Here is a 21062-nt window from a genome sequence, read left to right as displayed (position 1 = left end):
GAAGGCTAGATGTCCGTAGTGATGGTGTCCGGGACGGGCACCGAGATCGGCAAGACCGTGGTCACCTCGGCCCTCGCGGCGGCGGCCGTGGCGGCGGGCCGCTCGGTGGCGGTGCTGAAGCCGGCGCAGACCGGTGTCGGCCCGCAGGAGCCGGGGGACGCGGCGGAGGTGGTGCGGCTGGCCGGCCCCTCCGTGACGGCGATGGAACTGGCCCGCTACCCGGAGCCCTTGGCCCCGGACACCGCCGCCCGGCGCGCGGGGCTGCCGACGCTGGCCCCGGCGCAGATCGCGGAGGCCGCCCGGCGGCTGGCCGAGGACCACGACCTGGTCCTGGTGGAGGGTGCGGGCGGACTGCTCGTGCAGTTCGACGAGTCGGGCCACACGCTGGCCGACGCCGCACGGCTACTGGACGCCCCGACCCTGATCGTCGCCCAGGCGGGCCTGGGGACCCTCAACTCCACGACCCTCACGGCGGAGGCCCTGCGGGCCCGGGGCCTGACCCCGCTGGGCGTGGTGGTCGGGAGCTGGCCGCACTCCCCGGACCTGGCGGCCCGCTGCAACCTGGCGGACCTCCCGAAGTCCTCGCAGCTGCCGCTCCTGGGCGCGGTCCCGGAGGGCTCGGGCACGCTGGCGCCGGAGCGCTTCCGCGCCGAGGCCCCCTCCTGGCTGGCGCCGTCCCTGTCGGGCACCTGGTCGGCGGAGTCCTTCCTCACCACCTGGTCACCCCCGGCCTTCACGACCGCCGGCACCTGAGTCACGAAGCCCCGCGCCTCCAGCCGCACTGGCGTGCGCTTCCGGCCGCGCCGGCGTTGCTCTTCCAGCCCCGTCGGCGGGATCTCCCAGCCGCGCCGGCGGGATTTTCCAGCCTCGCCGGCCTTTGAGGCACGGGGCGCGGGGCGGAGCCCCGCCACTCCGGCCGGCGCCCGCGTCCGAGCCGCGGGCGCGGGGCGGAGCCCCTCAAGACTGCGGCCCCGGCGGCGAGCCGAGCGGCTTGACCCACCGCGTCCACTGCTCCTGCGGCCCGTACCCGGCCGCCTCCCACGCCGGGTGCGCCCGCTCGTTGCGGTCGAGCACCATCGCGTCGGCCCGCCGCCCGCCCAGCGCTGCGAACCGCTCCTCGGCGGCGGCCAGCAGCGCCGCGCCTATCCCCCGCCGCCGGTGCCCGGGGTGCACGGCGAGCCGGTAGAGGTGACAGCGCCAGCCGTCGAAGCCGGCGATCACGGTCCCGACGAGCTCGCCGTCGCGGCGCGCGAGCAGCAGCGCCCCCGGGTCCCGATCGTGGAGTCGCTCGACGCCGGCGAGGTCGTCGCTGATACTCGTCCCCTCGGCGGCGGTCCTCCAGAAGTCCAGTACGGCGCCGAGATCGCCCGCCGACGCGGGGCCGATATGAAGATCGTTCATGTCCCCGATCCCATCACCCCGCCGCGCTCCGCCAAAAGGATGATCCGCCCGCTTTGCTCGTCCTTTACCATGTGGTCACCGTCCCTCTTGAGTGAAAGGTGTGAGCGTCCGCCCATGGGCGAGCCTCCCAGTCCACGACATCCCGCCTCACGACATCCGCGTTCGCGAACGCCGCGTCCGCGACATCGCGCGATCCCCCTCCTCCTGGCCGATCATGGGACGGAGGTGATCGACCGATGACCGAAGTCCTCCTGCTCGTCGTGGCACTGCTCCTCTGCGTTGCCTGCGGAGTCTTCGTCGCGGCCGAGTTCTCGCTCACGACCGTCGAGCGCAGCGAGCTCGAGCGGGCCGCCGAGCGCGGTGAGCGCGGTGCCGACAGCGCCCTGGCGGCCGTCCGCACCCTCACCTTCCAGCTCTCCGGCGCCCAGCTCGGCATCACCGTGACCGGCCTGGTCATCGGCATGATCTCCGAGCCGTCGATCGCCGCCCTGCTCCAGGGGCCGTTCGAGGCCATGGGACTGTCGGCGAGCGCCGCCTCCTCCACCGCCCTGGTCCTCGGGACCGTGTTGTCCACCGTCGTCCTGATGGTCGTCGGCGAGCTGGTCCCGAAGAACTGGGCGATCTCCTCGCCGCTGGCGATCGCCAAGCGGGTGGCGACCTTCCAACGGGTGTTCAGCCGGGCCTTCAGGCCGCTGATCAGCCACCTCAACACCACGGCGAACCACCTGGTGCGCCGTTTCGGCATGGAGCCGACCGAGGAGCTGGCCTCCGCGCGCACCCCGCAGGAACTGGTCGCCCTGGCCCGGCACTCCGCCAAGCAAGGCGCCCTGGAGAAGGACACGGCCGAGCTGTTCGTCCGGACCCTGAACCTGGCCGACCTGACCGCGGAGAACGTGATGACCCCGCGCGTCCAGGTCACCGCCCTCGACGTGCAGGCCACCGCCGAGGACGTGGCGAACGCGACGATGGCCACCGGCCTGTCCCGCTTCCCCGTCTACCGCGGAAGCCTCGACACCGTCGTCGGCACCGTCCACATCAAAGACGTGCTGGCGCTGCCCGCCGAGGAGCGGCGCCGCCGTCCGGTGTCGCAGCTCCTGCGCGCGCCCCTCCTCGTACCGGAGTCGCTGACCGTGGACCGACTGCTGGACCGGCTGTCCGGCAAGCAGACCATGGCCGTGGTCATCGACGAGTACGGCGGCACGGCGGGGGTGGCCACCCTGGAGGACATCGTCGAGGAGGTCGTCGGCGAGGTGCGCGACGAGCACGACCCGCACGAGACCCCCGACCTCGCCCCGGCCGGTACGGACGACTCCGGACGGCAGCTCTACTCCGCCGACGGCGCCGCGCGCACCGACCAGCTCCGGCGGATCGGGCTACGGGTGCCGGACGGCCCGTACGAGACCCTCGCCGGCCTGATAGCGACCGAGCTGGGCCGGATCCCGGCCGTCGGCGACAGCCTGGAACTCGACGGCTGGCGCCTGGACGTGGTGGACGACATCGGGCGCCGGGCGGCGCGGGTGCTGCTCCACGCGCCCGTAGGCTCCGCCGACGGGACGGAGGACGCGCGATGACCGTGATCCAGCTGTTGATCGGCCTGGCGACCCTGGTCGTGAACGCCTTCTTCGTCGGCGCGGAGTTCGCGCTGATCTCGGTCCGGCGCAGCCAGATCGAGCCGTACGCCGAGCAGGGCGACCGGCGGGCCCGCGCCGTCCTGTGGGGGCTGGAGCACCTGTCGGCGCTGATGGCGGCGGCGCAGCTCGGCATCACCCTGTGCACCCTGGTGCTGGGTGTGGTGGCCGAGCCGGCCATCGCCCATCTGCTGACGCCGCTCTTCGACCTGGTCGGGGTGCCGTCCGGGCTGACCCACGCCATCTCCTTCGTGGTGGCGCTGGCCCTGGCGACGTACCTGCACATGCTCTTCGGGGAGATGCTCCCGAAGAACGTGGCACTGTCCGAGCCGGTGCCCACGGCACTGCTGCTGGGGCCGCCGCTGGTGACCCTCACCCGGGCGCTGCGACCGGTGATCTTCGCGATCAACGCCTTCGCCAACATCCTGCTGCGGCTGCTGCGGGTGGAGGTCAGGGACGAGGTCACGGCGACGTTCTCGGACGACGAGCTGGCCCGGATGGTGAAGGACTCCAGCGATGCCGGGCTCCTCGACGACCGGGCGAGCGAGCGTCTGCACGACGCCCTGGAACTGGGCCGGCGGCCGGTGACCGACGTGGTGCTGCCGGCGGAGCGGGTGATCTCGGCCCGCGAGGGCATCACTCCGGCGGGTCTGGAGCGGCTGTCGGCCGAAAGCGGGTACTCCCGCTTCCCGGTGGTCGACGCACAGCACAGGATCCTGGGTTACCTGCACGTCAAGGACGCCCTGGACGCCGACGGGGAGTCGCGCGACGAGCCGTTCCCGGCGTCTGCGCTGCGCCCGATCGCGCAGGTGCGGCCGGAGACCCCGCTGGACGACGTACTGACCGCGATGCGGCGCAGCCGCACCCACCTGGCGGCGGTCCTGGGGGCGGAGGACGCCATGACGGGCCTGGTGACGATGGAGGACGTGCTGCGGGAGCTGTTCGGAAGGCCGGCCTCCGCGTAGCGCTCCGGGGCGCGGTGTCCCGGCCTTGAAGGCGGGGCCGGGGTACCGCGCGGTAACATCACTCCGCCATGGAGATGAATGCGTCCTACACCAGTTTCGTCGCGGTCGGCGACTCCTTCACCGAGGGAATGTCCGACCTCCTGCCCGACGGCTCCTACCGCGGCTGGGCCGACCTGCTGGCCGCCCGCCTCGCGGCTCGCGAGCCGGGCTTCCGCTACGCGAACCTCGCGGTCCGCGGCAAGCTCATCGGACAGATCGCGCAGGACCAGGTCCCCCTGGCGGCCGCGATGGGCGCCGACGTGGTGACTCTCGTGGGCGGGCTGAACGACGCACTGCGCCCCAAGGTGGACATGGGCCGGGTCCGTGACCACCTGGAGTCGTCGGTGGAGCTCCTCGCACCCTCCTGCAAGAAGCTCGTCCTGATGCGCTCCCCGGGACGCAACGGGCCGGTGATGGAACGCTTCCGCCCCCGCATGGAGCAGCTGTTCGCCACCATCGACGAGCTCGCCGCCCGGCACGGCGCCCTGGTGGTGGACCTCTACGGCGCTCCCGTCCTCGCGGACCCCCGGATGTGGGACGTCGACCGGCTCCACCTGACGCCCGACGGCCACCGCCGGGTGGCTGAGGCCGTCTGGCAGACGCTGGGCCTGCCCTCCGAGCTGGACTGGCGTACCGAACTGCCCGTCGCCGAGCCGCCCGGCTGGGCGGCGCGCCGGTCGCAGGACCTGAACTTCGCCCGGCAGCACCTGCTCCCGTGGATAGGGCGCCGCCTGACGGGCCGCTCCTCCGGGGACGGCCGCCCGGCCAAGCGCCCCGAACTGCAGCCGTACGGGGACGCGCCGCTCTCGTAGCAAGGCACAATCACGAGCGGTCGCCCGACCTGCGTAAACACACAGCGGCGGCCCAAGTAGAATCCCTACACGTGACTGCCAAGCCCCGCATCCCCAATGTCCTGGCCGGCCGCTACGCCTCCGCGGAGCTCGCCGTCCTGTGGTCCCCCGAGTACAAGGTGACGCTGGAGCGGCGGCTGTGGCTCGCCGTGCTGCGCGCCCAGAAGGACCTCGGTATCGAGGTCCCGGACGCGGCCCTCGCCGACTACGAGCGCGTCCTCGAGACGGTCGACCTCGCCTCCATCGCCGAGCGCGAGAAGGTCACCCGGCACGACGTGAAGGCCCGCATCGAGGAGTTCAACGACCTCGCGGGTCACGAGCACGTCCACAAGGGCATGACCTCCCGTGACCTGACCGAGAACGTCGAGCAGCTCCAGATCCGCCTCTCGCTGGAGCTGGCCCGCGACCGTACGGTCGCCGTCCTCGCCCGCCTCGGCAAGCTGGCCGGCGAGCACGCCGAGCTGGTCATGGCCGGCCGCTCCCACAACGTGGCCGCGCAGGCCACCACCCTGGGCAAGCGCTTCGCCACCGCGGCCGACGAGCTGCTGGTGGCCTACGACCGCCTGGAGAACCTCCTCGACCGCTACCCGCTGCGCGGCATCAAGGGCCCCGTCGGCACCGCCCAGGACATGCTCGACCTGCTCGGCGGCGACGCCGCCAAGCTGGCCGACCTGGAGCAGCGGATCGCGACCCACCTCGGTTTCGCGCACGCCTTCACCTCGGTCGGCCAGGTCTACCCGCGCTCGCTCGACTACGACGTGGTCACCGCGCTGGTCCAGCTGGCCGCGGCCCCGTCCTCGATCGCCAAGACGATCCGCCTGATGGCCGGCCACGAGCTGGTCACCGAGGGCTTCAAGCCCGGCCAGGTCGGCTCCTCCGCGATGCCCCACAAGATGAACACCCGCTCCTGCGAGCGCGTGAACGGCCTGATGGTCATCCTGCGCGGTTACGCCTCGATGACCGGCGAGCTGGCCGGCGACCAGTGGAACGAGGGCGACGTCTCCTGCTCCGTGGTTCGCCGCGTGGCCCTGCCGGACGCCTTCTTCGCCTTCGACGGCCTGCTGGAGACCTTCCTGACGGTCCTCGACGAGTTCGGCGCGTTCCCCGCGGTCGTCGCCCGCGAGCTGGACCGCTACCTTCCCTTCCTCGCGACCACCAAGGTCCTGATGGGCGCGGTGCGGGCCGGTGTGGGCCGCGAGGCCGCCCACGAGGTCATCAAGGAGCACGCGGTGGCTTCGGCGCTCGCCATGCGCGAGCAGGGCGCCGAGCGCAACGAGCTGCTGGACAAGCTGGCCGCCGACGAGCGGATGCCGCTGGACCGGGCCCAGCTCGACGCGCTGATGGCGGACAAGCTGTCCTTCACGGGCGCCGCGGGCGACCAGGTCGGGACGGTGGTCTCCCGTATCGAGGCGATCGCCAAGCAGCACCCGGAGGCCGCCGGATACGCGCCGGGGTCGATCCTCTGACCCCCGAAGAGCTGGCCGCCGCCCGCGACCGCGTCCTCCCGGACGTGGTCGCGGGCGGTCTGCGTGTGCTGTTCTGCGGCATCAACCCCGGTCTCCTCTCCGCCGCGACGGGCCACCACTTCGCCCGCCCCGGCAACCGCTTCTGGCCGGTCCTGCACCTCTCGGGCTTCACTCCGCGCCGCCTGGCCCCCGCGGAGCAGGAGGAACTCCTGACCTACCGCCTCGGCATCACCAACGTCGTGGCCCGCGCCACGGCGCGTGCCGACGAGCTGAGCGCGGAGGAGTTCCGCGAGGGCGGCCGCATCCTGACGGCGAAGGTGGAACTGCTGCGCCCCCAATGGCTGGCCGTGGTCGGCGTCACGGCCTACCGGACGGCCTTCGGCGAGAGGAAGGCACAGATCGGCCTCCAGGAGCGCACCATCGGCTCCACCCGTATCTGGGCCCTGCCCAACCCCAGCGGCCTCAACGCCCACTGGACCGCCGAGTCCATGGCGCAGGAGTACGCGCGCCTCCGCGAGGCCGCGGCTCCCCCGGCCTGACGGCCCCGGGAGCCGGGCTCACTCCGGCCATCCGACCCGCCCGCCCTCGACGTGCAGCACCTCGGGGAGCTCGGCTTCGTGGAACCTGAGGAACCCGACCCCGACGGCGCCGTCCCCCCGCAGGTGCGTCTCGTGAGCCCTTGCGGCCATCCAGCGGAGCAGCTCGCCGGCCTGCTCGAACTCGTCCGGGTGGATCTCCTGTCGGGACATCAGCGCCCAGCCCTTCCGCGGCAGGTCCGCCCGACTCTCCAGCGCCGAGCAGAGCACCCCGCCCACCCGCGACGCGGCCCCCCGCCCGGCCAGCAGCGGACGGGGATCCTCCTCGATCACCGGACCACCCTCGTCGTCCCACACCACGACCGGGAACCTGGTGACGATGGACAACCGCTGCGGCCGATCCCCGATCCCCAGGTGCCAGCGCAACTCGGCGAGTTCTCCCTCGGAGATCTCATCCCGCAGGTCAATGGCAACCATCAGCTCATAGACGTCACTCACCGGGAAACCCTAGCGCCGCCCTGGCCGCGTTCATCCCCTTCGAGGGCCAAGTCGCCCCGATCCGGCGCCCGCTCCTACTCCAGCATGCGTTGCGCGTCATATCGCTTACAGGCCCGAATGCCTGTCCGTGAAGAGACGGCCTGGGGCGTCTGATCCCGGATCGGACCACGTCAGCGGCTGGTGACAGGATCCGCCCGCTGGTGGCGGGCGAGTCACTACTGACCCGCCCGGGCGGGGCGGTACGCCGTGGGTCCGCGATGCGCGCAGTGCCCTGGCGTACCGGTGTCTACGGCGGGTCGATGGCGGTGACCGCTGCCGTCAACAGGTAGGGGTCTTCGTGGTCTCGCTGTGTCACACAGGCCACCAGCCAGCGCTCTCCGGCCCGCCAGAGGTGGACGTGGTCGGTGCCGGCGCTCAGGTCGGTCCATGGCTGCGATATCTCCTCCCCCTCGAACACCCGGTCCCTCAGCGTCCCCAGGCTGAAGATCTGCGGGTCTCCCCATCGGTCGGTCGCGGCCTGGGTGAGTGCCCCGTACTCTGCGCTGATCTGGTCGGCGGCCTCGATGCGGCCCGAGCCGTCGTCGTCCCAGAAGTGCGGTGTCCGGGAGAGCTGCACCAGGTGGAAGCCCGGACCGCTGCTGCTGTCGACGGTGCGGACCGGCTCCCGGGGGAACTCCTGCGCCAGGAGCCGGTCGATCGTGTCGAGGTGCTCTGCCGTGGTCATGCCGTCAGTATCCCGAGCAGCACTGACAACTGGCCTGACGTCACGCGTCCCTGCGGCGCACCGCCAGCCAGCCGCCGAGCACGGCGGCACCCGCCCACAGGGCCATCACGCCGAGACCGGTCCAGGGGCCGAGGTCGCCCTCCATCCGGGAGTGCACCACCAACTGCCCGGCCCGGTCCGGCAGGAACTGGGCCGCGCCGCCCGAGGCCTCCCCGACGACGAAGGACACCAGCAGGACGAAGGGTATGAGCAGGCTCAGTACGACCGTCCCGCTGCGCAGTACGGCGGTCAGCCCGGCCGCGAACAAGGCCATCAGCGTGAGGTAGAGACCGCTGCCGACGACGGCGCGGTAGGTGCCCGGGTCGCCGAGCTCCAGGGCGTGCTGACCCATGAACGCCTGCCCCGCCACGAACGTGGCCAGCCCGGTGACCTGACCTGTGAGCAGGGCCAGGGCGCCCACTGTCGCGACCTTCGACAGGTAGAAGCGGGTGCGGTTCGGGATGGCCGCCAGGGAGGTGCGCAGAGCGCCGTTGTGGAACTCGCTGGAGACGGCGCCGGCGCCGAAGACCATCGCGGCGATCTGGCCGAAGGATATGCCGTAGTAGGCGGCGAAGAGCGGATCGGAACCCATGCTGCCCTCCTCGGCCCGGCCGATCGCTGCGGCCGTCAGCGCCTGGATGCCCGCGGTGGCTGCGAGGACGGCGATCAGCCCTCCCAGGGTGCCGCGCAGGGACTGTATCTTGATCCATTCCGAGTGCAGGGTGGGGACGGTGGGCAGAGCGGCGCGCATGGCGGTGCCTCCTGAAGGCTCGGGGAAGTCAGTGGGTTGCGGTGAACTGCGCGTGGTCGGCGGTGAGATCGAGGTAGGCCTGCTCCAGTGAGGCGCGCTCGTCGGACAGTTCCAGTACGGGGATGCCCTCATGGGCGGCCAGGTTGCCGAGCTGCTCGGCCTGTATGCCCTCGACGGTCCACCGCCCGTCGTCGGCGTTGGCCAGCTCGAAGCCGTCCCGGGCCAGGGCGGCCCGCAGCCGGACGGGATCGGAGGTGCGCAGGCGCACCCGGCGGGTGCTGCGGGCGTCGATGAACTCCGCCATCGACGTGTCGGCCAGCAGCTTGCCGTTGCCCAGGACGACCAGGTGGTCGGCGAACGCGGAGGTCTCCGACATCAGGTGGCTGGAGACCAGCACGGTGCGCCCTTCGGCGGCGAGGCCGCGCATCAGCTCGCGTATCCAGATGATGCCCTCGGGGTCGAGCCCGTTGGTCGGCTCGTCCAGCAGGAGCACCCCGGGGTCTCCCAGCAGCGCGGCGGCCATGCCGAGGCGCTGGCGCATGCCCAGTGAGAAGGACTTGATCCGCCGCCGGGCCACGGAGGCTATGCCGGCCTGCTCCAGGACCTCGTCCACCCGGCGTACCGGCATGCGGCCGGCGGCGGCCAGGAAGCGGAGGTGGTCGCGGGCGGTGCGGCCGCCGTGCGCCGACTGCGCGTCCAGGAGGGCGCCGACCCGGTGCAGCGGGTCCGGCAGGTCGAGGTAGCGCCGGCCGCCGATGGTGGCCGTGCCGGAGGTCGCCCGGTCCAGGCCCAGCAGCAGGCGCATGGTGGTGGACTTTCCGGCGCCGTTGGGGCCCAGGAATCCGGTGACCCGCCCGGGCAGGACATCGAAGGTGAGGCCGTCCACCGCACGGTGGGAGCCGTATGCCTTGGTCAGTTCTCGGATCTCGATGCTGTTCATGGCTCAAGATTCGCCGCCCGCCCCACCCCCTTCCCTCCCCCATGCGAGGGTGCCGTCTCCCCCACGTGGGGGAGACGGCACCCGGCGGCGCGCTGCGACCATGGGGGCATGTACCGACTGCTGCGGGCCCCGCTCCGACCAGTGACGTATTCGCGCTGGTTGCACCTCTGCGTGCCGCTGCTGCTGCTGGCCATATGGATGTTCGTGGTTCCCGAGTGGCCGTGGGGGCCGATGCTGCTCGTCCTCCCCTTCGGGCTGGTGCCCTGGGTGCGGCTCGCGGAAGGGCTCCAGGCGCAGTTCCTGCTCACGCCGTATGACCGCGGTCAGGCCGAGGGGACCATAAGCCTCGCGCCGTCGGCGCATTGGAGCGACCGCTGGCGGACGGTGCTGTGGCTGGAGACACGGATGGTCATCGCGATCGGAGCGGTGGGCGCCACCGTCTGGATGCCGGCGATGAGCGTCGAACTCATCGCGACGGCGCTCGGGCATTCCCTGGATCCCGACCCCTTGGCGCCGTTCATACCGGAGAGCCGCTGGGTCGCCGCGCTGCTGGCGCCCCTTCCGCTCGTCGTCCTCATGGTCGTCGTGGTCCTGCTCGGCGAATTGATCACGGCTGCCGCCACACGGTTGCTCAGCCCTTCGGCGGCCGAGCGGCTGAGCGCACTGGAGGAGCGGACCGAGCAGCTGCTGGAGCGCACGCGGATCGCGCGGGAGCTGCACGATTCGATCGGGCACGCGCTGACCGTGGCCGTCGTGCAAGCGGGGGCGGCGCGCGCCGCGGGCGATCCCGCCTTCACCGACCGGGCGTTGTGCGCCATCGAGGAGACGGGCAGAGCCGCGCTGGAGGACTTGGAGCGCGTGCTCGGCGTGCTGCGGGAGTCGGGGCAGCCGCCGTCGCAGCGGCCGACGCTGGCGGAGGCAGATCGGCTGCTGGAGTCGGCCCGGGCGTCCGGATCCGAGGTGGACGCGCAACTGATCGGGCCGCTGGAGAAGTTGCCGGGGCCGGTCACCCGGGAGGGGTACCGCATCCTGCAGGAGGCGCTGACCAACGTGCTGCGCCACTGCGGGCCCGTGCCGGTCCGGGTGCGGGTGGAGATGGCCGGGGACCGGCTGGATCTGGAGGTGACGAACGCGCTGCCGGAACGCCCCGGCGTGACGCTCGGCGGCGGCAGCGGACTGCGCGGGATACGCGAACGGGCCGCGCTGCTCGGCGGAGAGGCCGAGACCGGGGTGTACGAGGGCGGTTGGAGGGTGCGCGCACGGCTTCCGCTGGAGCGAATACGCTGACGGGATGCCGGTCACCGTACTGCTCGTCGACGACGAACCCCTGGTCCGCGCGGGTCTACGCGCCGTCCTGGACGCCCAGCCCGACATCGAGGTGGTGGGTGAGGCTGCCGACGGTGCCTCCGTGATCCCACTCGTACGGCAGCTGCGGCCGGACGTGGTGGCCATGGACGTGCGGATGCCGCTGCTCGACGGGATCGAGGCGACCCGCGCGGTGCTGCGGACGGTTGACCCGCCGCCGAAGATCCTCGTGGTGACCACCTTCGAGAACGACGAGTACGTCTACCAGGCGCTGCGGGCCGGAGCGGACGGGTTCCTCCTGAAGCGGGCCAGGCCTTCGGAGATCGTGCACGCGGTACGGCTGGTGGCGGAGGGCGAGACGCTGCTGTTCCCGGCGGCCGTGCGGGCCCTGGCCGCGGAGTACGGCAACCGGCAGGCGCGGGCGGTGCTGGAGCGGGCCTCCCTGACCGAGCGGGAGGAGGCGGTCCTGCGGCTCATGGCGCGGGGGCTCACCAACGTGGAGATCGCGTCCGAGCTGATCGTCGGGACGGAGACGGTCAAGTCCCATGTCAGTGCGATCCTGGCGAAGCTGGGGGCGCGGGACCGCACCCAGGCGGTGATCACGGCGTACGAGTCGGGCTTCGTCTCACCCGCCTGAGACGAAGGGCCCGCTACGGCCGATGTGGGGGGCTGCTTCTCGCCGCCGCACCCGGCGCGCAGTACGATCCGGCTGACAAGCTCGCTAGCTGGGAGGACACACGTTGGGGCAGCTGACCGGCGGGGACCCCTCTCTGCTCCGGCGGATCAATTCCGCCGTGGTGCTGCGTGCGCTGCGGACGGCCGGGTCGCCGACCCTCACCGACCTCACACGGCTGACCGGGCTCTCCCGGCCGACCGTCGAAGGCGTCGTGGAGGGACTGATCGGGACCGGGCTCGTCGTCGAGGCCGCGGCCGAGGAGGGCGCGCGGCGGCAGGGACGGCCGGCCAGACGGTTCCGGTTCCGGGCCGAGGCGGGGCACCTGCTCGGCATCGAGATCGGCTCGCACCGGGTCGCGGTGCTGCTGTCCGGGCTGGACGGACGCATCATCGGCGCCGGCACCAAGGAGGTCGCCGAGACCGCCACGGCCGACGAGCGGCTGGAGCGGGTGCGCGCGGCCGTGGCCGATCTGCTGCGCCGCGCCGGCGTGCCGCGGGACTCCCTGCGGGCGGTCGGGGTCGGCAGCCCCGGGATCGTGGAGGCGGACGGCACGGTACGCCTCGGCACCGCCCTGCCCGGCTGGACCGGGCTGCCGCTCGGGGACCGGCTGCGCCGCTCGTTCCGCTGTCCGGTGCAGGTGGAGAACGACGCCAACGCGGCGGCGGTCGCCGAGCACTGGAAGGGGGCCGCGCGGGACACGGGCGACATGGTGTTCGTGATGGCGGGGCTCAGTCCCGGCGCGGGCTCGCTCATCGGCGGCCGGCTGCACCGGGGCTTCGGCGGGGCGGCAGGGGAGATCGGCGCCCTGCACCTGCTGGGCCGCGAGGCAACGCCCGAGCGGCTGCTGTCGACCACCGGCGAGCCGCTGCACCCGCTGGACGAGCCGGCCGTCGCCGAGGTCTTCGCGAAGGCCAAGCGGGGCGACGAGCAGGCGGTCGCCGCCGTCGAGCGGTTCCTGCAGCGTCTGGTGCACGACGTGGCGGCGCTGGTCCTGGCGATGGATCCGGAGCTGGTGGTCGTCGGCGGCTGGGCGGCCGGCCTGGACGGGGTCCTGGAACCCCTGCGCCGGGAGCTGGAGCGCTACTGCCTGCGCCCGCCGCGGGTGGCCCTGTCACTGCTCGGCGAGGCGGCGGTGGCGACCGGCGCCCTCCGGCTCGCGCTCGACCACGTCGAGGAGGAGCTCTTCGCGGTGGAGAAGACGGTCACGGCCCGCCGCCGCTGACGCCCGCGCAGCCCGGCCGGCCCCGCGGCCCCGGCGCCCGGAAAAGCCGTACGGCCGTGGTCGCGGCCCCGTGTCTGCGGGCCGCGACCACGGCCGTACCGGCTCGGGTCGATCAGGTGTCAGGAGGCGACGGGCTCGTGCGTGATCTCGACGCCGCCGGAGTCACCGAAGGTGAGGCGGCAGGTGTCGGCCCGGTAGGTGGCCACCGAGACCGCGGCCGTGCCTGCGGCGGTGAAGTACCGCGTGGTGACCAGGAGCACCGGTGCGCCGGGCAGCCGGTCCAGTTCCTTGGCGTCGTCGGCGCGGGCGGAGCCGAGCTCCACCGACCGGTCCTGGCCGTCGAGGACCAGCCGCTGCAGCTCGCGCAGGACGGCACGCGCCCGGGCAGGACCCGACGGGGCCTCGATGGCGGGCAGTCCGGGCACCGATGCGGCCGGCACGTACAGCAGCTCGGCGGCGACCGCCTGACCGTTCGTCATCCTGGTCCGGCGTACGGTGTGCACCGGCTGGTCGGCGGCGAACGCCCCGCCGGTACCGAGGAGCTTCACCACGGCGGCCGGCGGCAGGGACTCCGAGGCGTCCTGCGGCTCCCAGCCGTCCACGCCCTCCCCGGGCCAGCTGTGCTGCGCACCGCCGACGGCAACCCCGACGCGCGGCGGGGCGACGGTGGTGCCGACGCCCCGGCGGCGCTGCAGCCGGCCTTCGAGCTCCAGCTGCTCCAGCGCCTGACGCAGGGTCGCCCGAGCGACTCCGAAGCGGGCCGCGAGTTCACGCTCGTTGGGCAGTACCTCACCGACGGCGAAGTCCTGGTCGAGCGCCTCGCTGAGGACGGTCTTGAGGTGCCAGTACTTCGGCTCCGGCACCGTTTCGAGCTGCGTGGTCCCCACCCTGACTCCTCCTGCCATCGCTGCACTCGCCGTGTGTTCCAGCGGCAGTTCCGCGCCTTTGTTTATTAAAGGTTCTTGCACTATCCCTGCGACGATAGGACCGCGCACCCCCTTGGTCAAGACCAATGCTCGTACCTTTGCCGGGCAGATCGGGCATATGTATCAAGCCGTTCACGGGATGTTCTCGTATGCGCCGAGGGCTTGTAGTCAAGGGCTACCCGACGGTAATCATGGCGGTGGGCACTCCTGACAGCCTGTCTCGCAGCAGTCCAAACCGATGAGGAGCAGCATGACCGCCACCGTCTCCTTCACGATCGATTCGCCGCTCGGCCCCCGGACCACCACCGTCGCCTACGAGCGCAAAGGCTCGGGCGAACCGCTCCTCCTGCTGCACGGCATCGGCCATCATCTCCAGGCCTGGCACCCGGTGACCGACATCCTGGCCGCCGAGCACGACGTGATCGCCGTCGACCTGCCCGGCTTCGGTGCCTCGGAGCCGCTGCCCAAGGGCGTCCCGTACTCCCTGGGCAGCGTGGCCCCGGCACTCGGAGCGCTCTGCGCGGCCCTCGGCGTCGAGCGCCCGCACGTCGCGGGCAATTCCCTCGGCGGCCTGCTCGCCCTCGAAATGGGCCGGACCGATCTCGTCCGCTCGGTCACGGCCCTCTCGCCCGCCGGGTTCTGGACCGAAGCCGAACGCCGTTACGCCTTCGCCGCGCTCCTGGCCATGCGGGCCGGCGCCAGGACCCTGCCCCTCCCCGCCGTCCACCGGCTCTCGCGCACCGCCGTCGGCCGGGCCGCGCTCACCGGCACCATCTACGCCCGCCCGGCCCGCCGTTCGCCCGAGGCCGTGGTCGCCGAGACCCTCGCCCTGCGCCATGCCACCGGATTCGAGGACACCCTGGCCGCGGGTGGTTCCGTACGCTTCACCGACGACGTGCCGGGCCTTCCCGTCACCATCGCGTGGGGCACCCGCGACCGGCTGCTGCTGCGCCGCCAGGGCGTACGGGCCAAGCACACCCTGCCCGGCGCACGGCTGGTCCGCCTCCCGGGCTGCGGCCACGTCCCGATGAGCGACGACCCGGCCCTCGTCGCCCGGGTGGTGCTGGACACGGCACGCAGCGCCGAGCCGGCCGTGTCGCGGCAGACCGAGTACGCGCGTGACTGAGCGAGCGAGTGAGGGGGACCGGTTCGAGTCAAGGGGGTTGAACGCCTGAACGGATGAGCGGCTGACGGCTGTTCATCCGCGGTTCGCGTGGGCGACGCGGCCGGGCCGGTGCGCGGCGGCACGCTGGTCCGACCCGTCCTCTCCCCCCTGGAGACGCATCGATGGCATCGACCCCGCACACCCGACGCTCCCTCATCGGCGGTTCCCTGGCCCTGTCCTCCGCGCTGCTCGCCGCTCCGGCACTCGCCGCCCCCGCACTCGCCGCCCCGGCCTTCGCCCGCTCCGGCCGGCCGAACGCGCACTGGGGCGTCCAGTCCGGCGAGATCACCGCGCATTCGGCCACCGTGTGGACCCGCTGCGACCGCGTCGCGCGCATGTACGTCGAGACCTCTCCGAGCGAGACGTTCCGCTACGCCGTACGCCGCCACCGCGGCCCGCTCCTCGGCCCGTCGAGCGACTTCACCGGGACCACCGTCCTGCGCGACCTCCCGCCCGGACAGCAGATCCACTACCGGGTCGTCCTGGCCGACCCCGACGACCCCCGCCGCACCGCCGAGCCGGTCCTCGGCACCTTCCGCACCACCCCGGTCTCCCGCCGCCGCGACGTGCGCTTCCTGTGGTCCGGGGATTTGGCGGGCCAGGGCTGGGGCATCAACCCCGATGTCGGCGGCTACCGCATCTTCGACGAGATGCGCGGGCGCAACCCCGACTTCTTCCTCTTCAGCGGGGACACGGTCTACGCCGACGGGCCGATCCAGTCGGCCGTGCCCCTGCGGGACGGCAGCGTCTGGCGCAACATCACCACCGCGGAGAAGTCGAAGGTCGCCGAGACCCTCGACGAGTTCCGCGGGAACTTCCGCTACAACCTCCTCGACCGCAACCTCCTCGGCTTCAACGCCCAGGTCCCCGTCCTCGCCCAGTGGGACGACCACGAGGTGCGCAACAACTGGTACCCGGGCCAGCTGATCGACGACCCCCGCTACACCGTCAAGGAGGCCGACACCCTCGCCGCCCGCGCCCGCCGCGCCTTCGGCGAGTACTTCCCGGTCACCGACCTGCGCGGCGGCCGCGCCGAGGGCCGGATGTACCGAGTGATGCGCTACGGGCCGCTCCTCGACGTCTTCGTGCTCGACATGCGCACCTACCGCAACGCCAACTCCCCCGGAGGCCAGACCGAGGACCCCGTCGGCATCCTCGGCGCCGAGCAGCTCGCCTGGATCAAGCGCGAGCTCTCCCGCTCCCGGGCCACCTGGAAGGTCATCGCCGCCGACATGCCCCTGGGCATCGTCGTCCCCGACGGAGCCGCGGACTTCGAGGGAATCGCCCAGGCGGACCCGGGCGCCCCGCTCGGCCGGGAGCTGCAGATCGCCGAACTCCTGCGGCACATCAAGCACCGGCGCATCACCGGCACCCTCTGGCTCACCGCCGACGTGCACTACACCGCCGCGAACCACTACGCGCCCGAACGGGCCGCCTTCGCCGACTTCGCGCCGTTCTGGGAGTTCGTCTCCGGTCCCGTCGGAGCCGGCGGCTTCCCGGCCGGCCGGCTCGACGCCACCTTCGGCCCGGAGACGGCCTTCGTCCAGTCGGCCCCCTTCGCCAACATGTCACCGTCCGAAAACCCTCCCTACTACGGGGAGGTCGACATCGACGGCGACAGCGGGGACCTCACCGTGCGGTTGCGCCGCCAGGGGGGCGGCGTACTCTTCACCAGGACCCTCCAGCCCGGTCGTGTGGGCCAGTAGAGCGACCGAGGAAGCCCCCGAAAACCGGGTGAAATCGGCCAGATGGACACTTAACCAGTCGGTCACAGTTCGTTCGTGATCACGCAACACCCTTGCGCAACAGTGGTGTGCATGACTGACCGTATCCACGCCCCCGCCCAGCGTCCCCACCGCCACCACTGGCGCCGCGACGTCGTCGAACTCGCCGCATTGTTCTGCGCCGTCGCGGTCGCCGACGCCATCGCCAATCTCGTGGTGCACGGCCCCAGGGGTCCGATCCTGCTGGTTGCCTCGGCCGTCACGCTGCTGGTGACCGCGGCCTTCCACACCTGGTGGGCGCGGCGCCACAGCCATGCGCCGCCGCCCAGCACACCGCCGGCCGGGCAACCGGCACCGTCGGCGCCCGCCGCCACCGCGGCCGCCGGAACCACCGCGACCGCCACCACCACCCTGTGGCGGATGCGCACGACCGTACGCGACCAGCCCGGCTCGCTGGCCGTCCTCTGCACCGCCCTCGCCCGCAACGGCGTGGACATCCTCACCCTCCAGACGCACCCGCTGCCCGAGGGCGGCACCGTGGACGAGTTCCTGCTGCGCGCCCCGCAGCAACTCCCCTCCGCCGACCTCACCCGCGCCGTCTCCGGGGCCGGCGGCCACAGCACCTGGATCGAGCGCGCCGACGCCCACGACCTCGTCGACACCCCGACGCGACTGCTGGGCCTGGCCACCCGCACCGCCCTGGACGCCGCCGAACTCCCCCTCGCCCTGCGCCAGCTGCTCGGCCGCTGCACGATCCACTCGATCCCGGCGACCACCCTCTCCGGGCGCCCCAACTCCGGCGCGGACGCCCCGGTCGAGGGCGTGCTGGAGGCCACCGTCATGCGGCTGCGGGACCCCTCGGGCGGCGCGATCACCATCGAGCGGCCCTACCTGCCCTTCACGCCGACCGAATTCGCCCGGGCCCGCGCCCTGGTCGAGCTCGACGCCCGCCTCGGCCCGCGCGTCCCGCGCAGCCAGGACGTGCTGACCCTCCCCGAGGGCAACGAGATCACCGTCCGCCGCGCCGACGGATCGGACCTGGCCGCGGCCCGCGCCATGCACGACCGCTGCTCCGAGCGCACCCTCGGGCTGCGCTACCACGGCCCCGTCGCCGATGCCGACCGCTACCTCGGCCACCTGCTCAGCCCCCGCTTCGGCCGCACCCTCGCCGCCACCACCGCGTCCGGGAAGCTCGTCGCCCTCGGCCACCTGCTGTGGGACGGCGACGAGACCGAGGTCGCCCTGCTCATCGAGGACGACTGGCAGCGCCGCGGCATCGGCACCGAGCTGCTCAGCCGCCTCATCGCCATGGCCGTCGAGGCACGGTGCGACAGCGTGTACGCCGTCACCCAGGCGGCCAACACCGGCATGGTCGCCGCCATGCGCGGCCTCGGCCTCCCCCTCGACTACCAGATCGAGGAGGGCACCCTGGTGATCACGGCCCGGCTGGACTCGGCCCCCGCCGGCTCGCGACGGCCGCACGAGGTGCCCCTCGGCCTGCCGCACGAGCACCAGGCTCCGCGCCGCCCCCACTGAGCCCGCCCCGACCGCACAGCTCGCGCTCCGGGCGGAGGCCCCGTCCGGACGGGGCGCCTCCGCCCGGACGGTGTGCCTCCGTCCGGATCCGGCCAAACTCCGGGCCGCGCCACCGCCCACCACACTCCCTCCGGACCGCGAAATCGCTTGTATACAGGGCACGTTGATCACCTCGGGGCGGACCCGGCAGCCGTGCTCCGGCCCGCGTCACGAGGCTGACGACAATCGGTGATGACGGGAGGACGCCTCACATACGAAGATGGCCGCATGTCAGAGACCCTCCACACCGGCAGCGCCCCCCGGCTGCCCCGCCAGGTGGCCGACGATTACGTCGACGGCCTCATCGCCCTCGACCCGATCACCGGCACCTACCTGGGTGTAGCCGAGAGCTCCGCCAAGCTCCCGGACTTCTCCCCGGCGGGCCGCGCGGCCGTCGCCGAACTCGCCCGTGAGACCCTCGCCCGCCTCGACGCCGCCGAGGCGCTGCCCGGCGCCGACTCCGACGCCGAGCGGCGCTGCGGCCGTCTGCTCCGCGAGCGGCTCACCGCCGAACTCGCGGTCCACGACGCCGAAGAGGATCTGCGCGCGGTCAGCAACATCCACAGCCCCGTGCACTCGGTCCGCGAGGTCTTCTCCCTGACCCCGGCCGACACCGACGAGGACTGGGCGGCGATCGCCGAGCGGCTGCGCGCCGTCCCGGCCGCCTTCGCCGGCTACCGCGAGAGCCTCCGGCTCGGCCTGGAGCGCGGTCTGTACGGCGGCCCTCGCGCCACCGGGACCATGATCGGCCAGCTGACCACATGGGCCGGCCAGGACGGCACCGCCGCGGCCTTCTTCGAGGACTTCGCCTCGAACGGCCCGCAGTCCCTGCGCACCGAGCTGGACGCGGCGGCCGCCGGCGCGACCGCCGCCGTCGTCGAACTGCGCGACTGGATGACCGCCGTGTACGCCCCCGCCGTCGAGGGCCGCCCGGACACGGTGGGCCGCGAGCGGTACGCCCGCTGGTCCCGGTACTTCAACGGCACCGACCTGGACCTCGACGAGGCCTACGCCTACGGCTGGTCGGAATACCACCGGCTGCTCGCCGAGATGAAGACCGAGGCGGCCAAGGTCCTCCCGGGTGCCGGTCCCTGGGAGGCCCTGAAGCACCTGGACGAGCACGGCACCCACATCGAAGGGGTGGACGAGGTCCAGGCCTGGCTCCAGGGGATCATGGACGAGGCCATCGAGAACCTCGACGGCACCCACTTCGAACTCGCAGAGCGGGTCCGCAAGGTGGAGTCCCGGATCGCCCCTCCGGGCGGCGCCGCGGCCCCGTACTACACCTCCCCCTCGGAGGACTTCTCCCGCCCCGGTCGCACCTGGCTGCCCACCATGGGCCAGACCCGCTTCCCGGTGTACGACCTGGTGTCCACCTGGTACCACGAGGGCGTGCCGGGCCACCACCTGCAGCTCGCGCAGTGGACGCACGTGGCGGACCAGCTCTCCCGCTACCAGGCCACCGTCGGCTGGGTCAGCGCCAACTGCGAGGGCTGGGCCCTGTACGCGGAGCGGCTGATGGACGAGCTGGGCTATCTCAAGGACGCCGAGCAGCGCCTGGGTTACCTGGACTGCCAGATGATGCGGGCGGCGCGGGTCATCGTCGACATCGGCATGCACCTGGGCCTGGAGATCCCGGCGGACTCGCCGTTCCACCCGGGCGAGACGTGGACCGTGGACCTCGCGCAGGAGTTCTTCGGCCTGCACAGCGGCCGGCCGGCGGAGTTCGTGGAGAGCGAGGTGACCCGCTACCTGTCGATGCCGGGGCAGGCGATCGGCTACAAGCTGGGCGAGCGCACCTGGCTGCTGGGCCGGGACAACGCCCGTGCCGCGCACGGTGATTCCTTCGACCTCAAGGCCTGGCACATGGCGGCGCTGTCGCAGGGTTCGCTGGGACTGGACGACCTGCTGGACGAGCTGTCGAAGCTCTGACGGCACGGCGCCTCATGGCCGCCCGCCGCACGGCGCACGGCGGACGGGCCTCTCATCCCCCGGGGGTGGGCGGCCCGTCCGCGTCGGGCGGCCACATCAGCAGCCGCAGTCGTCCGAGTCGGTCGGCGCGGTCAGCGGATCGGCCTCGCCGCGCTGCCGCGTGCCCTGCCAGGTCTCGACCTCGAAGCCCTCGCGGATCCAGTACTCGATGCCGCCGAGCATCTCCTTGACCTGGAAGCCGAGTTCGGCAAGCGCGAGGGCCGAGCGCGTGCCGCCGTTGCAGCCGGGGCCCCAGCAGTACGTCACCACCGGGACGTTCTTGTCCAGGAGCCGCTCGGCCTGCTCGGCGACGAGGGCGGTGGGCAGGTGGATCGCACCGGGCACGTGCGCCTGGTCCCAGGAGGGCGTGGAGCGGGAGTCGACGAGCTGGAAGCCCAGCTCGGCGCCCGCCTCGCGATGGGTCTTGAAGGCGCTCGCGACGTCCGAGACGTCGGCGTGGAAGGCCAGGCTCGCGGCGAAGTACGCTGCGGCCGCGGCCGGGGAGGCCGGCGGCACCCGGAGCACGGGGTTGCTGGAAGCGGGGGCGGAGGAGGCGTTCTGCGTCGTCGTCATGGCCAGAAATCTACGATCTGTTGATCTTCCTCGGAAGTGGCTTTCCCCGGCCTTCTCCTTGTCCGGCCGGGGAATCCCCTGCTAGAC

20 protein-coding genes are annotated in these 21062 nt (G+C 72.6%); 13 read left to right on the top strand and 7 right to left on the bottom strand.

The features are described from left to right. Positions 1 to 9 precede the first annotated feature (9 nt). Positions 10 to 753 carry a dethiobiotin synthase gene (gene bioD / locus AB0F82_RS21850; protein ID WP_356814030.1) on the top strand — a complete coding sequence of 248 codons (744 nt, stop codon included), beginning with the start codon at positions 10 to 12 and terminating at the stop codon, positions 751 to 753. Positions 754 to 957: 204 nt separating this feature from the next. Here bioD and AB0F82_RS21845 read toward each other — a convergent pair whose 3' ends face one another. After that, a complete protein-coding gene (locus AB0F82_RS21845) occupies positions 958 to 1401 on the bottom strand; it encodes a GNAT family N-acetyltransferase (RefSeq protein WP_362630228.1) in 444 nt (147 codons plus the stop codon). 236 nt (positions 1402 to 1637) lie between these two features. On the opposite strand from AB0F82_RS21845, the gene AB0F82_RS21840 reads away from it, so the two are divergent. The 5 genes from AB0F82_RS21840 (at position 1638) to mug (ending at position 6889) form a co-directional block, all read left to right on the top strand. Next, the gene (locus AB0F82_RS21840; RefSeq protein ID WP_362630226.1) at positions 1638 to 2972 is read left to right on the top strand and encodes a hemolysin family protein; all 1335 of its coding nucleotides are present in this window, start codon (positions 1638 to 1640) and stop codon (positions 2970 to 2972) included. After that, positions 2969 to 3994 carry a hemolysin family protein gene (locus AB0F82_RS21835; RefSeq protein ID WP_362630223.1) on the top strand — a complete coding sequence of 342 codons (1026 nt, stop codon included), beginning with the start codon at positions 2969 to 2971 and terminating at the stop codon, positions 3992 to 3994. Before AB0F82_RS21840 ends, AB0F82_RS21835 begins: the two co-directional genes overlap by 4 nt. 68 nt (positions 3995 to 4062) lie before the next feature. After that, the gene (locus tag AB0F82_RS21830) at positions 4063 to 4845 is read left to right on the top strand and encodes an SGNH/GDSL hydrolase family protein (RefSeq protein ID WP_362630221.1); all 783 of its coding nucleotides are present in this window, start codon (positions 4063 to 4065) and stop codon (positions 4843 to 4845) included. A gap of 71 nt (positions 4846 to 4916) precedes the next feature. Next, positions 4917 to 6350, top strand: a complete 1434-nt coding sequence (gene purB, locus AB0F82_RS21825; RefSeq protein WP_362630218.1) for an adenylosuccinate lyase — start codon at positions 4917 to 4919, stop codon at positions 6348 to 6350. After that, positions 6347 to 6889: a G/U mismatch-specific DNA glycosylase gene (gene mug / locus AB0F82_RS21820; protein WP_362630394.1), complete on the top strand. Its 543-nt coding sequence runs from the start codon at positions 6347 to 6349 to the stop codon at positions 6887 to 6889. Before purB ends, mug begins: the two co-directional genes overlap by 4 nt. A gap of 18 nt (positions 6890 to 6907) precedes the next feature. On the opposite strand, the gene AB0F82_RS21815 is transcribed toward mug, so the two are convergent. The 4 genes from AB0F82_RS21815 to AB0F82_RS21800 form a co-directional block, all read right to left on the bottom strand. Then, positions 6908 to 7384 carry a hypothetical protein gene (locus AB0F82_RS21815; protein WP_362630215.1) on the bottom strand — a complete coding sequence of 159 codons (477 nt, stop codon included), beginning with the start codon at positions 7382 to 7384 and terminating at the stop codon, positions 6908 to 6910. A 286-nt stretch (positions 7385 to 7670) separates the two neighbouring features. Continuing rightward, the gene (locus AB0F82_RS21810) at positions 7671 to 8108 is read right to left on the bottom strand and encodes a hypothetical protein (protein ID WP_356814040.1); all 438 of its coding nucleotides are present in this window, start codon (positions 8106 to 8108) and stop codon (positions 7671 to 7673) included. Positions 8109 to 8148: 40 nt separating this feature from the next. Further along, entirely contained in the window at positions 8149 to 8898 is a 750-nt protein-coding gene (locus AB0F82_RS21805) for an ABC transporter permease (protein WP_362630212.1), read from the bottom strand. Positions 8899 to 8926: 28 nt separating this feature from the next. Beyond that, positions 8927 to 9838 (bottom strand): ABC transporter ATP-binding protein, encoded by a 912-nt coding sequence (locus AB0F82_RS21800; RefSeq protein ID WP_362630209.1) that lies wholly within the window; start codon positions 9836 to 9838, stop codon positions 8927 to 8929. A gap of 108 nt (positions 9839 to 9946) precedes the next feature. Here AB0F82_RS21800 and AB0F82_RS21795 point away from each other — a divergent pair, with 108 nt between their 5' ends. The 3 genes from AB0F82_RS21795 (at position 9947) to AB0F82_RS21785 (ending at position 13041) form a co-directional block, all read left to right on the top strand. Further along, entirely contained in the window at positions 9947 to 11125 is a 1179-nt protein-coding gene (locus tag AB0F82_RS21795) for a sensor histidine kinase (RefSeq protein ID WP_356814043.1), read from the top strand. A 4-nt stretch (positions 11126 to 11129) separates the two neighbouring features. Continuing rightward, positions 11130 to 11780, top strand: a complete 651-nt coding sequence (locus tag AB0F82_RS21790) for a response regulator transcription factor (protein WP_362630205.1) — start codon at positions 11130 to 11132, stop codon at positions 11778 to 11780. Positions 11781 to 11883: 103 nt separating this feature from the next. After that, positions 11884 to 13041, top strand: a complete 1158-nt coding sequence (locus tag AB0F82_RS21785) for an ROK family transcriptional regulator (RefSeq protein WP_362630202.1) — start codon at positions 11884 to 11886, stop codon at positions 13039 to 13041. 119 nt (positions 13042 to 13160) lie between these two features. On the opposite strand, the gene AB0F82_RS21780 is transcribed toward AB0F82_RS21785, so the two are convergent. Next, positions 13161 to 13928, bottom strand: coding sequence for a GntR family transcriptional regulator (locus tag AB0F82_RS21780; RefSeq protein WP_362630199.1), 768 nt, complete (start codon positions 13926 to 13928; stop codon positions 13161 to 13163). A 289-nt stretch (positions 13929 to 14217) separates the two neighbouring features. Here AB0F82_RS21780 and AB0F82_RS21775 point away from each other — a divergent pair, with 289 nt between their 5' ends. The 4 genes from AB0F82_RS21775 to AB0F82_RS21760 all read left to right on the top strand — a co-directional run bounded on the left by AB0F82_RS21775 (position 14218) and on the right by AB0F82_RS21760 (position 20363). Next, complete coding sequence (locus tag AB0F82_RS21775) at positions 14218 to 15093, top strand: alpha/beta fold hydrolase (RefSeq protein WP_362630196.1); 876 nt, start codon at positions 14218 to 14220, stop codon at positions 15091 to 15093. Positions 15094 to 15254: 161 nt separating this feature from the next. Next, positions 15255 to 16838, top strand: a complete 1584-nt coding sequence (locus AB0F82_RS21770; RefSeq protein WP_362630193.1) for an alkaline phosphatase D family protein — start codon at positions 15255 to 15257, stop codon at positions 16836 to 16838. A 111-nt stretch (positions 16839 to 16949) separates the two neighbouring features. Next, positions 16950 to 18392 carry a GNAT family N-acetyltransferase gene (locus AB0F82_RS21765; RefSeq protein WP_362630190.1) on the top strand — a complete coding sequence of 481 codons (1443 nt, stop codon included), beginning with the start codon at positions 16950 to 16952 and terminating at the stop codon, positions 18390 to 18392. A 267-nt stretch (positions 18393 to 18659) separates the two neighbouring features. Then, positions 18660 to 20363 (top strand): DUF885 domain-containing protein, encoded by a 1704-nt coding sequence (locus tag AB0F82_RS21760; RefSeq protein WP_362630187.1) that lies wholly within the window; start codon positions 18660 to 18662, stop codon positions 20361 to 20363. Positions 20364 to 20459: 96 nt separating this feature from the next. On the opposite strand, the gene AB0F82_RS21755 is transcribed toward AB0F82_RS21760, so the two are convergent. Further along, positions 20460 to 20975: a rhodanese-like domain-containing protein gene (locus AB0F82_RS21755; RefSeq protein ID WP_362630184.1), complete on the bottom strand. Its 516-nt coding sequence runs from the start codon at positions 20973 to 20975 to the stop codon at positions 20460 to 20462. Positions 20976 to 21062 lie beyond the last annotated feature (87 nt).

It is taken from the genome of Streptomyces virginiae (assembly GCF_040638905.1).
Classification (GTDB): domain Bacteria; phylum Actinomycetota; class Actinomycetes; order Streptomycetales; family Streptomycetaceae; genus Streptomyces; species Streptomyces virginiae_B.
Note: the sequence above shows the minus strand (reverse complement) of the source record. Positions and strands in the feature narration are given on the sequence as shown.

What these genes read in the sequence shown, in the direction of transcription:
- AB0F82_RS21765 (WP_362630190.1), top strand. Translation starts at nt 16,950, where the DNA reads ATGACTGACCGTATCCACGCCCCCGCCCAGCGTCCCCACCGCCACCAC.
- AB0F82_RS21790 (WP_362630205.1), top strand. Translation starts at nt 11,130, where the DNA reads ATGCCGGTCACCGTACTGCTCGTCGACGACGAACCCCTGGTCCGCGCG.
- AB0F82_RS21800 (WP_362630209.1), bottom strand. Translation starts at nt 9,838, where the DNA reads ATGAACAGCATCGAGATCCGAGAACTGACCAAGGCATACGGCTCCCAC.
- AB0F82_RS21830 (WP_362630221.1), top strand. Translation starts at nt 4,063, where the DNA reads ATGGAGATGAATGCGTCCTACACCAGTTTCGTCGCGGTCGGCGACTCC.
- AB0F82_RS21810 (WP_356814040.1), bottom strand. Translation starts at nt 8,108, where the DNA reads ATGACCACGGCAGAGCACCTCGACACGATCGACCGGCTCCTGGCGCAG.
- bioD (WP_356814030.1), top strand. Translation starts at nt 10, where the DNA reads ATGTCCGTAGTGATGGTGTCCGGGACGGGCACCGAGATCGGCAAGACC.
- AB0F82_RS21760 (WP_362630187.1), top strand. Translation starts at nt 18,660, where the DNA reads ATGTCAGAGACCCTCCACACCGGCAGCGCCCCCCGGCTGCCCCGCCAG.
- AB0F82_RS21770 (WP_362630193.1), top strand. Translation starts at nt 15,255, where the DNA reads ATGGCATCGACCCCGCACACCCGACGCTCCCTCATCGGCGGTTCCCTG.
- AB0F82_RS21795 (WP_356814043.1), top strand. Translation starts at nt 9,947, where the DNA reads ATGTACCGACTGCTGCGGGCCCCGCTCCGACCAGTGACGTATTCGCGC.
- AB0F82_RS21840 (WP_362630226.1), top strand. Translation starts at nt 1,638, where the DNA reads ATGACCGAAGTCCTCCTGCTCGTCGTGGCACTGCTCCTCTGCGTTGCC.
- AB0F82_RS21845 (WP_362630228.1), bottom strand. Translation starts at nt 1,401, where the DNA reads ATGAACGATCTTCATATCGGCCCCGCGTCGGCGGGCGATCTCGGCGCC.
- AB0F82_RS21835 (WP_362630223.1), top strand. Translation starts at nt 2,969, where the DNA reads ATGACCGTGATCCAGCTGTTGATCGGCCTGGCGACCCTGGTCGTGAAC.
- AB0F82_RS21755 (WP_362630184.1), bottom strand. Translation starts at nt 20,975, where the DNA reads ATGACGACGACGCAGAACGCCTCCTCCGCCCCCGCTTCCAGCAACCCC.
- AB0F82_RS21805 (WP_362630212.1), bottom strand. Translation starts at nt 8,898, where the DNA reads ATGCGCGCCGCTCTGCCCACCGTCCCCACCCTGCACTCGGAATGGATC.
- AB0F82_RS21775 (WP_362630196.1), top strand. Translation starts at nt 14,218, where the DNA reads ATGACCGCCACCGTCTCCTTCACGATCGATTCGCCGCTCGGCCCCCGG.